Raw genomic sequence first — 15,980 nt, 5'->3', positions numbered from 1 at the left:
AAAATAGCCCACAAAGGTGGGCTATTCGACATTCTCTAAACTCGTGCGGTTATCTCAAACTCATACAAGCTAGATTTATAGTAAACCGTTGAATATTCGTATATCTTCTGCTCTTCATAGTAGTTTTGTGATTGGTTGATCAAGATAGGATCAAGCTCCCCAACATCCAATAACTGCTGAACGGTGGCGTCGGGCAGAGCCGGCAACAGTTTTTGTTGCGTCTTGATCATCTCAATACCGTGACGGCTCAAATATTCGAACTTAGATCCCTTAAGATCTACTTCTGTGAGGTTAGGCAACAGCACTCGAGGGATATAAAACTCTTCAAATGAGACGACTTGTTCGTTCACCAATCGTAAACGACGAGCAAAGTTAACGGGCTCACCAAGCGAAATATTGAGTTTCTGAGCGACAAGCTCATCCGCAGGCAACACCTCAAAGGCATCAACAATATTCGTTGCCTCTAACCCTGCGCCCGCCGCTTCTTGAGCCAAACCAGACATGGAAAGAAAATCGTGACGCAGTTTATTGGATTTAACAAAGCTGCCCTTTCCTTTCTCTGAGAAGATGTAACCGCCATCATTGAGTTGCTGCAATGCTTTACGCACCGTTACACGGCTGACTTTCAGCAGGTCCACAAGCTGATTTTCAGACGGTAGCTTACTGCCCGCAGGATAAGTGCCTTTATCAATCTCGCGCTTTAACTCTCCCGCGACTTGAATGTACAAAGGCTGCAAATTTTTTTGCTCAAATAACTCAGTCATAATTCCATAAAAACTAAGGGGGTTCGGGTCATCTTACTCAAGGTATAAGGGAATACCAAGCCTACAGCTCGAGAGAAAACAATTCTAACCAAAGAAGTGGGCATTATTTGAGGAGGTTTTGGTAAATACCAGAAAGCAAAAAGCCGCTTATAAAAAACGACTTTTAAAGGTGATGCTTGCAACACTTTCTAAAAATTATAACGTGAACCACCTTTCAAACAGTTACAGCGCAATTTGTTAGATCTGGGAGCAGGTACTTGGCAGGAGATCAGCGCCACCACATTATGTAATGACGAATACAGGCTAATCCGAGAGTCCACACTGTAACTAAAATTGACGTACAAATGGATTCAGATATGTCTTCCACTACACTCAATTTATGAAGATATTCTCGAGGAAGAACGCTGAACATGATATAACGCGCCCCCTTTTGAAAAACACTGTGTCGGTGTCATGGTGCCGATTAGGTTTCCATTAAAATAACACGCCATAATTGGCTCCGCATTTTTAGGAACTCCGGCAGCAGCAGACATAGAAGTTAGGGCAACAGCAAGTGCGATGAGATATTTCATTTGGCTCTCCTAAAGAATCAAGTTCAAGGTGACCTTATATCAGGCGACATTAAAACCTTAGTACATTAAATGGCCACAGACAAAGAAAATATCATTAATTTACAATAATTTATATTTACTCTAAATGAGTTTTTATTAGATTTATTTACGCTATGCTCGATAATTAACGTAAAAAACCCCACGAGTTGGTGGGGCTTCTTATAAGGTGTTTTCGCCGTACCATTACGTAAACTGGCTATCTAGTTGATAACTAAGCAGAGCCTACAAACGAAATGAGCGTAATAAATCACAACAAACTAAGCCTTAGTAATATTGCTTAACCACAACACCTCGTATGCAGGTACTTCAATTGTTGGACCACTAAAGCGTTGGTCAGATAAAACATCAAGACAATCGCGTCCGCCTAACACATCACAAATAGAAGCGGGAAGGTGTTGGGTGACTTCACTGAAGTTACAAATAGCCAACAGTTTTTCACCATTTTCATGAGCACGGTAATAAGCAAACAAATGTGGTCGATAAGTTTCAAGGATCTCCGTTTTCGCTTCACCAAACACTGGATTTTGCTTACGCAATTCCACCATTTGTTTTAAGTCTCGGTTAATACGGTGCTGATAACTGCCAGCTTGCTCAGCAAGCTTAATACTCTCGGCAGTTATTGTTGGGCGGTTTACCCAACGAGTGTCGTCACGTTTGAACTCGTCTTCTAGGTAAGAGTGGTCGTTCAAAATTCCTAACTCATCCCCTTGGTAGATAAGTGGTATACCACCAATGCTCAAGTTAATACTATTTAGTAAACGAATACGTTTAAGTGCAAACTCAATTGCTTGTGAGTCGTCGGCTTCAATCGCTTTTTCCAGGCCAGCTAGAGATGCCAATGAACCACACACACGGCAATCGCCCGTCGTTGGGTTTTCTTGGAACGGCACGCCCTGCGAGAATGAGCCTTCAAATTTACCAGTATAGAACTGATTCAAGAATCGACGGTGTTCGAAACCATTGATGCCTAACTGTTCGGCAACCGAATCATCAAACGTCCAACCGATATCATCGTGACAACGAATATAGTTAACCCATGAGCAAGCATCAGAGATCTCAAAGCTTTTCTTAAGTGATGCCGTGAGCAACTCAGTTTTACGCGTTGCTAGACTTTCCCACATCAACGCCATCATTAGCGGGTTGTAAGAGAGCTGACATTCACCCTTGTCGATATATTGTGCTACTTCGTCAGGGTGCACAATCGCTTCCGATTTAAATAGCACTGCTGGCGCAGCAATCTGCAGGCAGGTATTGAAACACTGAATCAGGGCATGCGCTTTTGGTAGACTCTCACACTGTGTCCATTTCTCTTTCCAGATGAACGCTAGCGCATCAAGGCGCAAACCCTCACAACCAATATTCGCTAGGAATAGCATCTCATCAGTAATTGCGTTAAATACTGCTGGGTTTGAGTAGTTCAGATCCCACTGGAAGCTGTTAAATGTTGTCCAAACGTGCTTTTGGATATCATCAAGATACGTAAAGCTACCACGGCGTACCGTTGGGAAAATCTCGCGACAGGTTTGGTTGTAATCGTCGACATCTTGCTGCTCGGTAAAAAAGTAGTAGAAGTCTTCAAACTCTGGGTTACTCTTACGCGCTTGCTCTGCCCAGTGATGTTCGTATGACGTATGGTTGAATACAAAGTCCAGTACTAGACTAATACCCTCACTCGACAAAGCCTCAGCCAATTGAGCTAAGTCTTTCTCTGTGCCTAGCTTAGGATCAACCTTGCGATAGTCCGACACAGCGTATCCACCATCACTATCCCCTTCTGGTGCTTTGTATAATGGCATTAGGTGAAGATAGTTAATACCTAGGGATTTTAGGTATGGGATCTTTTGTTGCAGCTTGTTCAGATCGCCCGCAAACAGGTCTACATAAACAGCCATACCAAGCATTTTTTCGCTGCGATACCACGTAGGGTTTACTAGACGTTTTTCATCTAGGTTCTTCCACTTTCGCTTACGACCAGCAAAGGACTTAGCGAGGACAACCACCAGCTTTTGTAAGTGAAGGAAGAAGTCATAACGTTCACCATAGAGAGCATGTAGCTTTATAGTCAGTGATGGGAAGTATTGCTCAAGGCGTTCTAAAAATACCTTTTCATCTTTCTTAGTTAGCTTAGGCAGATCAACGGATTCAAGTACTTGATGTAGAGCCTTGTGAGCTTGTTGTTCGGTTAACATTATTTCTCTCCCATTAGGCTGGCTACTTGGACATTGGCTAGATTTAAGCTGCCGCTATCGACACTTAGTGCTACGTTGGCATCGGTATTTTTTGCATAAACAAGATTAGTGAAGCTGAACTCGCCACCATTTATCAGAAGCTCGACCGAGCCTTTATCAATCAACACTTCCACTTGGAATTTGCTATCAACAGGTAACTCGATTCGGTAATCGTGTGGGAAGTGCTTATCAATGTGCGCTTTGCCAAACTGACCGCGACGCACCGAACGCACTTCAATGCCCTTTTCCGAGCGTTTAAATTCAAAGAAAGCTGGCGTATCTTGGTACACGTTCAGGTGCAATGTTTGCTCTGAATCCAACGAACAATCCGCGGTGAACTTCATCGCTTTATGTTGGCTGTAGATACTTACTGCCTGCTCATCATTTGGTAAGATCTCTTGCGCATCAAGGCTTAGCGCTGTGTTTAACTCTTTTACAAAACGCTGGCCTACTCGCAATCCTGCCTTACTTTCGAACAAAAACAGTTCTCGCGGTAGTGCCATTGAACTACGGAAAGCGTTTGTGGGTAGTTCTGATGAATATTGATGATTGCTCATCCATGTACTGACGATGCGACGACCATCTTGTTTTGGGACATCAGAGAACGATTGTGTCGCGTAGTAATCTCGACCAAAATCTAGCCACAGCACAGTCTCAGGGTAATTGTGGTTGGTGAAGGTTTTACCATCAAAATCACCAATAAAGTACTGCGTGCCCGCACCTCCGCAATGTGCGCCTTCACCTATGCCAACCACTAGCACCCAACGAGTTTCGTCGTTACCTTCAATTTGCATCTCAAACAGATCCGGGCATTCCCAAGGACCTTTGCTGTGCGCGCCATGTTGGTAACCAAACTCACTTACTAAACGCCAGTCTAGTAGGTTGGTTGAACGATAGAACTCGATATGCTGACCACAAGAGACCACCATCACCCAAGCTTGGCTTTCTTCATGCCAGAGTACTTTCGGGTCGCGAAAGTCAGGGTTGCCACGAGCAGGAATGATTGGCGCGCCGTCAGCATACTTCTTCCACGTCATGCCATCTTGGCTGTAACCTAGAGACTGCTGTTGAATAGGGTCTTCAACCTCCGAGCCATCGGCAAGTGTTACCTTAGGCTGAATAAACGAAGTATAGAAAGCGAGTAAACCCGGCTGGCCATCCTCAAATAACCCAGAGGTATTATGCAAATCGACAATTGCACTACCAGAGAAGCACATTCCTGACTCATCAGGAAGCAGTGCTGGGCTATGTTCTTGCCAGTGAATCAGATCTGTACTGGTTTTGTGTCCCCAGTGCATTGGTCCCCAGACAGTATCATGAGGGTAATATTGGTAAAACTGGTGATACTGGCCGTTGAAGTAGACCAATCCGTTGGGGTCATTCATCCAGCCAGATTCAGGAGTCATATGGAGTGAAGGGCGATATTGTTCGCTCATAAGCCGATACCGATGTTGTTAAAAATATGTCTAGGTTCGAATAGGCGATAAAAAATGGAGCCTACACTTAGGCTCCGAAAAGGACCTGTTGCCGCCAAAGCCAGCCCGAAACTAGAAATACTAAAAAGAGTGGTGCTCCCTCCTCCGCTTGAAGGAGAGAAACAAATTTTGAATTAGAAGCTGTAGTTTGCGCCTAAGATAAACAGTGGAATGTAACCATCGAACTCATCGCGTTGCGGGCCGCTAGCGAAGTCAATTTTCTTGTAGCTTGCCTCACCAAACATGCGCCAGTTCTTTGAAAGTGGGTAGTTGGCAGACACACCTAGCTTAGAGTAATCTTCCGTCCACGCATGAGCGCCTGTTGCATCAACACTCTTTTCGAATGAACCAAATTCACCCCACAATGACGCAGAAAGCTTACCGAAGTTATGCCAAATACCTGGTTTGATAATCCACTCAGTCTCAGTTTCTGAGTACCCATCTTTTGCATTCCACTGACCTTCTTGGTAACGAAAGTTCAACCACGCGCCCGTATTGTCATTGATTTTGTAGCCAAAGCCCGGCTCAACTTCCCAGTATGGAAACTCACCGGTGCCACGCTTGTATTCCACGTGGTAAAGCGCGTAACCATGCATACCCAAACGATCTGTCAGTTGGTAAGAGCCAAACACTTTACCGCCCGGAGTCGTGCGCTGATCAATACTCTCACCGGCTAACTTTAAACCCCAACCAATGTTACCTTTTTCATGGTTGTAACTACGGTTAACATAGATTTCTTGGATTGAGTTTACGCCTCGGTTGTAGTCGGCATGCTTCAGGTTGCCATTAAACAACTCTTCACGGCCAGAATAAAAACCAAAGTCCCAACCAGGTAAGTCATCGTGTCGGAAACTACCTTGCGCTATAGTGTATTTCACTTTACCTTCATTAACGCCATCATCTCGAATAATACGCTCGACTTCGATATTACTACCTAGAACTCCATGAAATTTACTTTCCTCTTGCTGAGGGGCATCTAACGCAGTAAGTAGTTCTGCATTAGAGTATTCAGACTTTAACTGCTCAACTGTGGCTGCTAATCTTTCTTCCTTTTTATCATCCTGTTGCGTCTCTTCAGCGAATAGAGCACTGGAAAAAGCTAAAGCTAAGAATACAGAGGAAGCCACTACTGTTTTTTTCATGATTATTACCTTATTATCACTATGTTACTGCCGCTCCGGTGAGGAGCAATTATTGGTACCTGCTACAACAGGCATTAATGTCCACGTTAGCAACGGCTGTAACCGTTGCTAACGCAGTAATTGAAAGCCCGCTCACCCGCGGGCTTTTTTATTATTCTTATCGTTATTAACTTGCTTGCTGCACTTGAGGCGGCAGCGTGATTAGGTCATTGAGCGTATGGCCACGCTCGTATGCCTTACCTTTGTTATCAAATAGATGGCATTTTTCAGCAGGGATGCGGATGTTCAAACGCTGGCCCACTTCAACATGAACTGTACCTGGAACGCGCACTAAGACTTCTTGACCGCCACGCACCAGTGTTGTGTAAAGCAGTGATTCAGTGCCAAGGCGCTCAAAACCTTCAACAATAACGCCAACGCCTTGCTCATCTAGGTGGATATCTTCAGGGCGGATGCCAAGTGTCATTAGTGCGCCTTGAGTTGCTCCTTGAGCATTCACTTCCGCTTCAAACTTGTAATCACCCACTTCAACGTGTGCTTTGTCTTCACAAGCAGAAATTAGTGTGGCTGGTAGCAGGTTCATTTTTGGAGAACCAATAAAGCCTGCGACGAACAATGTGTTCGGGAAATAGTAAAGATCTAACGGTGAACCTACTTGCTCAATCGCACCATCACGTAGTACAACGATCTTGTCAGCAAGGGTCATCGCTTCAACCTGATCATGTGTCACGTAAATCACGGTTGATTTCAGCTTTTGATGATACTCCGCTAATTGAAGTCGCATACGAACACGCAATGATGCGTCTAGGTTCGACAGCGGCTCATCAAGAAGAAAAAGCTTAGGGTTGCGGACAATCGCACGACCAATAGCAACACGCTGACGCTGACCACCAGAAAGTTGGCTTGGCTTCTGCTTCATCAAATTTGTCAGCTCAAGCATTTCACCAACATTTTTAACGGCTTTTTTGATTTCGTCTGCACTGAGCTTTTTCGCCAATTTCAGACCAAATGCGATGTTCTCTTCTACCGTCATATGTGGGTAGAGTGCATAGGATTGGAAAACCATACCAATCCCACGGTCCGTAGGAGACAGGTTATTAACAACCTCACCATCTAGGCACATTTCGCCTGAAGAAATATCTTCTAAGCCAGCTACCATACGTAGCATGGTTGATTTACCACAACCTGATGGCCCAACGAAAACCGTAAATTCACCGTCTTCGATTACTAGGTTGGCGTCTTTGATGATGTGCGCACCATCTGGATAAATTTTATTGATGTTCTTCAGTTCTAAGCGTGCCATTGTTCTACCTACGTTATAATTCTTTCGCCTTGTTCGGCGTATTAGGGGCAGGCAAGCTGCCCCTTTGTTATTATGTGTAAAGCTTGCTTTATCAGCGTTTAGCTTTATAGGATTGCAGCAAGTTTCATCTCAGCTGTATCCTCGAAGCGCCATGTTGCATGACCAACGCGCTCATTAGGGCCAATCCCCACTACGCGCATACCTGCTTCTTTGGCTGCATCTACGCCCGCTTCTGCATCTTCAACCACAATACACTCGTCAGCGTTTACACCTACTTGGCCTGCCGCGTGAATAAACACGTCTGGTGCTGGCTTAGAGCGTTGTACTGACCATCCATCACCGATTGCATCAAACAGTGGCGTAAGGCCAAGGCGGTGTAGAATAGGACGCGCATTTTTACTTGCTGACGCCAGTGCTACCTTGATGCCACGTGCATTTAGCTCCAGTAGGAACTGCTCGATGCCCGGTAGTACGTCTTTTGCAGAAATTGTGTTTAGCAGATCAACGTAGTAGTCGTTCTTACGTTTCATTAGGTCTGCAAACTTCTCTTCGCTGATCTCTTTCCCATCTAGGATGATTTTTAGAGAGGCCTCACGAGACACACCACGCAGTTGCTCATTGATTTCACGATCGAAATAGTAACCTTCTTCGTTCGCCATATGCTGCCATGCTTGGTAGTGCAGTTCAGCGGTATCAGTAATTACGCCATCCAGGTCAAAGATAAATGCCTTACACATTGAAAGTAGCCTCTGTTGATTCAATTACACGTGGCTCACCCGCAACTTCGATGTTAAGTGGCTGGCCGTTAAACTCTGGACGAACAATGCTTACTTGAGCACCGTCTACTGTTACTTCCAGACGCTCACCTTTCCAGTAGATTGGGAAGTTAACGCTATCCCACTGTTTAGGTAGGTTCGGGTTAATGCGCAGTTCGCCACCAAGCATGCGTACACCACCGAAACCGTATACAACACACTGCCACATACCACCAATAGACGCTGCGTGGATACCGTGATCCGAGCTCTTCATGTTCTGACCAATGTCGATAGAAGCCGCTTGTTGGAACAGGTCGTAAGACAACTCTGGGTTACCAACATCTGACGCCAGTACAGAGTGAGTTGATAGACTGAGAGAAGAATCGTGTAGCGTTTTCGGCTCGTAGTAGTTCCAATTCGCTAGCTTAGTCTCTAGGTCAAACTTATCTTCCTGTTGTAGGAATAAAACCATTAAATCAGCCTGCTTAGAAACCTGCATCTCGTTCACTTGATCTAGGCTGTAGTCTTGGAACAGACCACCAACGAATGGCTGCTCTTTGTACTTAGTTAGGTCAATGATCTCTTTTTGTAGGTAAGTATCGTCTTGTGGGATGATCTTATCTTCTTCACGCGGTTGCGGTAGGTAGATATCTTCAACACGCTCTAGCCACATCTTACGCGCTTCAACTAGGTTCAACTTGTCAGACAGCTTCGCCAGTAGCTCTGTGTTAGATGCTTCTAGGTCTTCGTAGTAACGAATCGCTAGCTTGATGTTTTCAACGGCCATGTAGTTAGTGAACGCGTTATTGTCGATGTGCTCTTTGTACTCATCAGGACCGATTACGTTACAGATACCCCACATGTTGCGGTCTTCTAGCCACTCTAGGCGACTTGTCCAGAATGTTGCTGTGTCGAACATGATTTCGTAACCCATGTCGTCCATGAACTTCTGGTCACCCGTGATCTGGTAGTACTGCCATAGCGCATAAGTGATGTCACACGTGATGTGCTGCTCGATAAAGCCAGACCAAATCTTGGTCGACTTACCCGTGATGATGTCTACTGCGCCCCATACTGGCGTTACTTCTTCACCTGTAAGTGCAGACTCCCATGGGAACTGAGCACCGATGTAGCCGTTGTCTGCTGCTTTCTTACGTGCGCCGCCCAGTGTTTTGAAGCGGTACTCAAGTAGGCTACGTGCAACTTCTGGCATCGTGTAGATGAAGAACGGAAGCATGAATACTTCTGTATCCCAGAACGAGTGACCTTTGTAACCTTCACCAGATAAACCTTTCGCACCGATACCGAAGCGAGAGTCGTGCATTGGCGTGAAGATGTTTAGTTGGTACTGAGCAAAGCGCGTCGCTAGTTGGTCAAAATCGTTGCCACCGATAGTGATGTTCATGTTGTCCCAACGCTTGTCCCACTCAACTCCGCTGCCTGCTAATAGCTCGTCAAAGCTGCGGTCAGCATTCATTTTTAGGTTAGTTAGTGCGTGGTCACGTAGAGCTTGAAGCTCGTAGCCTTCAACATCGAACTGCTTGTCACGAGAAGTGTGTACAACACCCACTTTCTCAGTGCCAAATGTCTCGCCTGCTTTTAGCTCTTGATGGATGTTCAGCCATACCTTACGGCGGTCCATCTGTAGACCTGGGTCGATCTCAACTTCTGTACCATTTACGAAGTAGCGATGAGACGTTAGGAATACGAAATCAACTTTGCTTTCTGTCGTATGTTGTAGCAGCTCAATGAAGCGCTTGTCGTAGATACGCTTTTCACCTTCGTGGAAGTGCTGAGCGCCAGAGTTAGATAGCTGAGCATCGACACCAGAGCGGATTTCGATTTTCGCATCGCTGTTTACAGCCTTAACTTGAACGTCGAACGCCATTAGATGAAGGTTTGCTTGCGAGATAAAGCGACGGAAGCGCATCTCAAACGTTTTGCCTTCTGTATTTGTCCAAGTGAACTCACGAGTCAGCTCACCATTCTTAACGTTTAGACGACGTGAGTAGTTGCTTACTTCGCCAGACTCCAGATGGAAACGACGGCCATCAATGAACATCTCAATTGAACTCATGTCTGCAGCATTTGGAAGCTCGGTTACTTCCTCTTCATCGAACTTGTTATAAGTACCTGCGATGAATAGGTTACGCACTTGGCCTACATACTTTTCTTCCGTGGCACTACGGGCACCCATGTAGCCGTTACCTTGGCTCATTACCACTTCACATTTACCTTGAAGTGCTGAATCAAATGCCGTCTCTTCAACGATCCAATTTTTTAGTTCGCCTTGACCAGCGGTGTAGTTCATAAACATCTTAAATATCCCCGAGGATTAACCTTTAACAGCGGAAGAAATATCGTTACCAACGAAGTAACGTTGAAAAACCATAAATACAATAAGTACTGGAATTGTCGACAGGAACGCGCCTGCAAGAATCAGGTTCCAGTCACCTGCTACGCCATAGGCGTTACGTAAACTTAATAGACCAACAGGAAGCGTGAATGCATCCGCAGGGCTGTTTATCACCACCAGTGGCCAGAAGAAGTCATTCCAGGCCCCTTGAAAGCCAAGGATGGTTACAGACAAAATGGCTGGTTTAGCCAATGGCATAAATACTTTCCAAAGAATCACTAACGGGCTAGCACCGTCGACGATTGCCGCTTCTTCCAGTTCTTTGGGAATGTTTTCAAAGAACTGCTTCATGATGAGTACTTGACCGGATGCCACCACCGCAGTGATGACCGCCCAAGGTGTGTTTAACAACCCAATATCTTTGTAAATTAAGTAGTTAGAAATAAACGTCACCTGTGCTGGAATCATCATACTGAACAACATGAAAGCGAATACAGCACGTGCACCAGTGAACTTCAATCGTGCTAATGCATAGCCTGCGGTGCACGCGAGGAACAGAGTCAAAATCACCTTACCAATCGCGATAAAGAACGAGTTGATGGTCCAGCTCATGAACAAGCTCTTACCTGTATCCAAACTCACAGACTCTGTGTAAACACGAACGTAAGACTTGAATACATAGCCGATCACACCCGGTGTTGCGTTATCCCATGCAGCGACTCGACCACGACGCTCCATCTTGCTTGGTGCCAGGGTGCTATCAATCAACACTTGTCCACGAGGTGATTCTACGGTTAGTGGAAGCGTCGCAATTTCAGGACCGTTTCCTTGGTAAAGAATGTTAAATTCCCAAGTTTGGCTTTGGCCTTGCTTTGTGATCTCGTTACGACCACGCCTTTCGACATAGGTGACATCATCACTTGAAGCAACCAGACGAGGTTCGCTAACCACTGCATAATCAGAAGCAAAATCTGTCACCGTTGCTGCTGCCATGCCAGTACCTGGACGGCGACGTGGAACTTCAATGGTCGGTACCTGAAACTCTTTGCCCTGTTCAACAGCGTAAGTGACTGTAAAGTTGACCGTCGCTCCCGGAGCAAAACCACCAAACATAGGTGCGTTGTTACCTTCTTGACCCAGTTGGTATGCTGCCCCCCAGTTACTAGGTTGAACCTGTGCAAAGTTAAATTTGAATGGTTGCTCAAGTGGGTCGTCTTTTAAACTCGCTAAAAAGGCGACAACGAAAGTACCTAACATTACTGTTGCGACCAGAATCAGTGCACTGTATACCCACGCCACTTTCGCCCAGCGGCGTCGTTCTTGAAATTTCGCTACCTGTTCCATAGATGCCACAGGAACCGCATCATCTTTTGAAGTCATAGTGTGACTAGCCATCTGCCTTCTCCTTTATTCCAAAGATTTTCTGCAGATAAACTACTGCCAATGTAATGAATGCCAATATCAATGCCGCTGCGCTCGCCATACCGATTTGTGGCGTGCCACCCGGTGGAAATGCGTTGTGGTAAACGTAGTACGCCATAGTAATACGTGACTCGAGAGGTGCAGCTGAACCCAGCAGAGCAACTTGGTCAAACATCTGTAGCGTACCGATGATCGAGAAGGTCACGACAACGAATGTCACAGGAGCCAATTGAGGAATCGTAATATTCCAGTGTTGTTGCCACTTGTTAGCCCCATCAATGTGCGCGGCTTCATATAGCTCACCAGATATGCCTTGCAAGCCCGCCAAAAAGAGCAACATGAAGGTTGGAATCGTGGTATAGATATTCTGAATCACGATAGCCCAGAGTGTTAATGGCATTGGACCAACATGGTCACGCGTGTTCAGCCAGTTAACCTCAACCACATCTTTCGTGACTTCAATCCACCCCATTGCACTTGCAATAAAGGTTGCGATGCCCGCCACAATCACAGAGAGAATTGCCCATGCCGGGTCGAACCAGCCAACAGGCAGTCCTTTAATACGGTCTTTGGTAACCAAAACAAATTGAGATGCCACCGCTATCAGCACGAAACAACTGATGTGCGGATAGTGATTCACTACGTCCGTAACAAAGCCGTTTAGGTAACCGTTTTTTTGGTAGAACCAAATGAAGATTAACGTTACCGCAGCACTAGAAAGAATGCTTGGTAAGTAAAAAGCCGTTCTAAAGAAGCTTTTCGCACGAATCTTTGAGTTAACTAGAATCGCTAAGCCTAGTGCTAATAACGTTTGAACACAGGTTACGATGAGAGAGAACCAAATCGTATTTGCCAATGACAGTAAGAACAAGTCGTCGGAAAGCAACGCCTTGAAGTTAGCTAAGCCAACCCAAACAGCGTCACTGAACAGATCGTACTCAGTAAAACTAAAGTAAACTGTACGAACCAATGCATACAGAAAGAACACCACTAAAGTCAGTACAAATGGCCCTGCCAAGAGCCATCCGTAAACTTGTTGGCGTAAACGTAAAGAGTTCATCGTTCGCCCTACTACTTAGCCGTCAATACATCGTATTTTGCTTGTGCCATTTTGAGCGCTTCTTTTTGCGTCATTTGACCAAGCAGTACAGAGTTCAAGGCTTCATTGATCGGAGTCATCCAAGCCGTGCCGTAATCACCAAACGCAAATGGTTCAACGTTACCTTCTAGAGCACCTTTAAATACTTGTTTCGCCAACTCACTTTCTGAATCTTCAACTTCAAAGAATTTAGCGTCACTTAGAGATTTGCGGCTAGGTAGTGCAAGGCCAGAGTCCAATACCCACTCTTGCGCTTTTTGACTAGTAAGGATCTGAACGGCTTTTTGAGTTGCTTCTACGTTTTTGCCGTCTGCATTTACGCCCCATGCAACAGTAAATAGAAGATTGCCGCGCTTACCGGTTTTCGGATCGGTTGGCATTAGTGTTGTGCCGTAAGGAAGGTTTGGCGCTTTGTCGCGTAAGTAACCACTGATCCAGTTACCTTCAAGCGCTACAGCCGTTTCTTCTGTACCAAAACAACCACCACCCCAGCCCTGACCTAAGTCTGTTGCCAAAATGCCAACTTCATCTTCTGATACAAGGCCCGTGTAAAAATTGAATGCACGCTCGAAGTTCTCATCCAGTACGGTTTTGCCTTCTTCATTGAAAGGTTTCCAGCCTGTCGCAAGTGCGAATGGAGCAAAACGCGCGTAATCAGGCATAACACAGATACCTGATACTTCATCACCTAGCTCATCTTTCACCGCGATCAGTTTTTTACGTAAATCTTCCCAAGAATCGCTATTTGTTGGGTAATCAACGCCTGCATCATCGAAAATATCTTTGTTATATTGCAGCGCGATCGTATTGAAATCCTTAGCAATTCCATACTGTTTACCATTTGACGTAAACGCGCTATTTAGGCTTGGAATGACTGCAGAGCTCACATTAGCGAGTGAATCACTGTTTGCTGCTACCTTGCCAGAATTAACGAGGGTATTAGCAAAAACCACGTCAACGTAGAATGCGTCAGGTGCAGTACCAGCCGATAAAGAGTTGGTTATAAACTGAGAGAAGTCACCTTCTACCGCTTGGTATTTAACGCTTAGCCCCGATTTTGCAAAATCGTCAGCTAATACTTCTTTGACCAAGTTATTCAATACAACGACATCATTACCACCCCAGCCAGCAATAGTAATTTCTGTTTTTTCAGTTGCGGTTGCAGACAGGCTTGCAGCAAGTAGGGATGCTGCCAATATTGTTTTTTTCATGTTGCCCTCAGTTCATTAATTTCAAAATCTGAGGGTATTATGCACACTTAACGTAAACGCTTACGTTATTCCGGTCACATTTTCGTTCTTGTTAAGTTACAGTAATCCATTTTAGTGATCTTGCTCTTATTTTGGCCAGATATTGGGCTTCTCCAACAGAAAAAACTATAAAAAAGCCTCTATTTTCTTAATCTCATAACTTAACACATCGCAATAACGTAAAGTTTTCTTTATTGAATAAAAAATGGGTATACCTTTCGATATACCCATGTTAATAAAATTAATATTGTTGGTTTACGTCGATTGCCCGAGCTTCAGAGTTATAGGAACTACAGCTCCTACTGGCTGCTCTCCTAACATAGCAAGCTCAAGCATAGAAGCTGCCTTGGCTGCTATTTTGTCCGTATCTTGAACAATTGTAGTCAGCATTTTTGAAATTCCCGGTAAACCATCATAACCAACGACAGAAAAGTCTTCCGGTATCTTGTAGCCTCGATCCTTTAACGCAGCAATGACCCCCAAAGCCGTCTCATCACTCTCACAAACAAACCCTTGGTGGCGCTCGAGTTGTTGCTTATCCATAGAAACAAAGTAACGATATGCGGCAATCTCTCCCAGTGGATCATGCCCAGTGCGCAATTCACGTATAGGTAGCGCATTACTCGCCATGACCGACATATAACCTTGATGACGAAACTGATAACCATCACCATAAGTTGTTGGTGTTACGAAACAAATGTCGCTTAACCCTTTATCAACTAGGTGTTGCGTCGCTTCCCGACCACCGTTGAAATCATCAGGAGCAACCCAGAAGGACCCTTCGCTCATACCAATACATACGAATGGCAAACCCAGTTCTTTACAGGTTTCAACACGTGGGTCATTGGTAGTCATACCAAGTAAAATCGCACCACCAACTTGCTGTAAGTCAACTTCCCCAAAGCTCACAGGTAACAAGTTACGACCAGAGTTACGAATTGCAGCTGATAGTGAAGGCCAAAGCATTCCCAAATAACGAGAAGCGTAGAAGTCTATCGGCCCAAGAGATATAGCAATGGTATTTTTATGATTTCCCATTAACTCTCGCGCAGATGTACTCGGCACGTAACCCAAATCCTTACAGATATCTAAAATTCGTTTACGTGTTTTCTCGCTGATACCAGGTTTATTATTCAAAGCTCGACTAACCGAAGCTATTGATACACCCGCGATTTTTGCGGCTTCATGTATAGTTGTTTTCTTTAAGTCAGTCTCTGTTTTAGATTCGCTCACATTAACACCTTCACCACCTACGTAAACTTTACGTTCATTATGTCCTTATTAGCATAGCTTTCAAGTAAAAAAACGTAAACAGAGACTATCTCTTGAGCACCATCACGGAATAACAATGATAAAGTATAGTTATATCAATTGCCTAGCTTCGTAAATGACAATAGTTTGAACTTTAACTCTAAATATTAGTTTATGAATAACTTAAATATCTAAAGCCCCTTAGCTCAAAAAAACAAACTGATTTAATTTGGTTGTATTGATGGAAAACCGTCAACGTCACTCAAGAGCAACAACACTCAATGCTCTCAATAAACTAAAGCTACCTCATAGACAGAACCTTAA

The 15,980-nt window shown here is 44.7% G+C and carries 12 protein-coding genes; all 12 read right to left on the bottom strand.

Translation table 11 applies throughout. The features are described 5' to 3' along the window. Nucleotides 1-35: 35 nt before the first annotated feature. The gene (locus tag AB4161_RS07330; protein WP_017060368.1) at nucleotides 36-764 is read right to left on the bottom strand and encodes a GntR family transcriptional regulator; all 729 of its coding nucleotides are present in this window, start codon (nucleotides 762-764) and stop codon (nucleotides 36-38) included. A gap of 377 nt (nucleotides 765-1,141) precedes the next feature. Further along, the gene (locus AB4161_RS07325; RefSeq protein WP_048617545.1) at nucleotides 1,142-1,336 is read right to left on the bottom strand and encodes a hypothetical protein; all 195 of its coding nucleotides are present in this window, start codon (nucleotides 1,334-1,336) and stop codon (nucleotides 1,142-1,144) included. Between the two features lie 296 nt (nucleotides 1,337-1,632). Beyond that, on the bottom strand, nucleotides 1,633-3,564 hold the full coding sequence (locus AB4161_RS07320; RefSeq protein WP_017060366.1) for an alpha-amylase family protein: 1,932 nt from the start codon (nucleotides 3,562-3,564) through the stop codon (nucleotides 1,633-1,635). Then, nucleotides 3,564-5,039, bottom strand: a complete 1,476-nt coding sequence (locus tag AB4161_RS07315; RefSeq protein ID WP_372083096.1) for a GH32 C-terminal domain-containing protein — start codon at nucleotides 5,037-5,039, stop codon at nucleotides 3,564-3,566. The genes AB4161_RS07320 and AB4161_RS07315 overlap by 1 nt, the downstream gene beginning before the upstream one ends. A 173-nt stretch (nucleotides 5,040-5,212) precedes the next feature. After that, the gene (locus tag AB4161_RS07310; protein ID WP_136982394.1) at nucleotides 5,213-6,220 is read right to left on the bottom strand and encodes an OmpG porin family protein; all 1,008 of its coding nucleotides are present in this window, start codon (nucleotides 6,218-6,220) and stop codon (nucleotides 5,213-5,215) included. Between the two features lie 166 nt (nucleotides 6,221-6,386). Next, entirely contained in the window at nucleotides 6,387-7,523 is a 1,137-nt protein-coding gene (locus tag AB4161_RS07305; protein WP_017060362.1) for an ABC transporter ATP-binding protein, read from the bottom strand. A 104-nt stretch (nucleotides 7,524-7,627) separates the two neighbouring features. Further along, nucleotides 7,628-8,260: a beta-phosphoglucomutase gene (pgmB, locus tag AB4161_RS07300; protein ID WP_017060361.1), complete on the bottom strand. Its 633-nt coding sequence runs from the start codon at nucleotides 8,258-8,260 to the stop codon at nucleotides 7,628-7,630. Then, the gene (locus tag AB4161_RS07295) at nucleotides 8,253-10,595 is read right to left on the bottom strand and encodes a glycoside hydrolase family 65 protein (protein WP_029236448.1); all 2,343 of its coding nucleotides are present in this window, start codon (nucleotides 10,593-10,595) and stop codon (nucleotides 8,253-8,255) included. Before AB4161_RS07295 ends, pgmB begins: the two co-directional genes overlap by 8 nt. A gap of 18 nt (nucleotides 10,596-10,613) precedes the next feature. Next, nucleotides 10,614-12,029, bottom strand: coding sequence for a carbohydrate ABC transporter permease (locus AB4161_RS07290; RefSeq protein WP_017060359.1), 1,416 nt, complete (start codon nucleotides 12,027-12,029; stop codon nucleotides 10,614-10,616). Then, nucleotides 12,022-13,116, bottom strand: a complete 1,095-nt coding sequence (locus AB4161_RS07285) for a carbohydrate ABC transporter permease (RefSeq protein ID WP_372083095.1) — start codon at nucleotides 13,114-13,116, stop codon at nucleotides 12,022-12,024. Before AB4161_RS07285 ends, AB4161_RS07290 begins: the two co-directional genes overlap by 8 nt. 11 nt (nucleotides 13,117-13,127) lie before the next feature. Next, nucleotides 13,128-14,366, bottom strand: a complete 1,239-nt coding sequence (locus tag AB4161_RS07280; protein ID WP_136982396.1) for an extracellular solute-binding protein — start codon at nucleotides 14,364-14,366, stop codon at nucleotides 13,128-13,130. Nucleotides 14,367-14,660: 294 nt separating this feature from the next. Continuing rightward, nucleotides 14,661-15,638: a LacI family DNA-binding transcriptional regulator gene (locus AB4161_RS07275; protein WP_017060356.1), complete on the bottom strand. Its 978-nt coding sequence runs from the start codon at nucleotides 15,636-15,638 to the stop codon at nucleotides 14,661-14,663. Nucleotides 15,639-15,980 lie beyond the last annotated feature (342 nt).

Source organism: Vibrio sp. 10N.286.51.E5 (assembly GCF_041469125.1).
Classification (GTDB): Bacteria; Pseudomonadota; Gammaproteobacteria; order Enterobacterales; family Vibrionaceae; genus Vibrio; species Vibrio crassostreae_C.
Note: the sequence above shows the minus strand (reverse complement) of the source record. Positions and strands in the feature narration are given on the sequence as shown.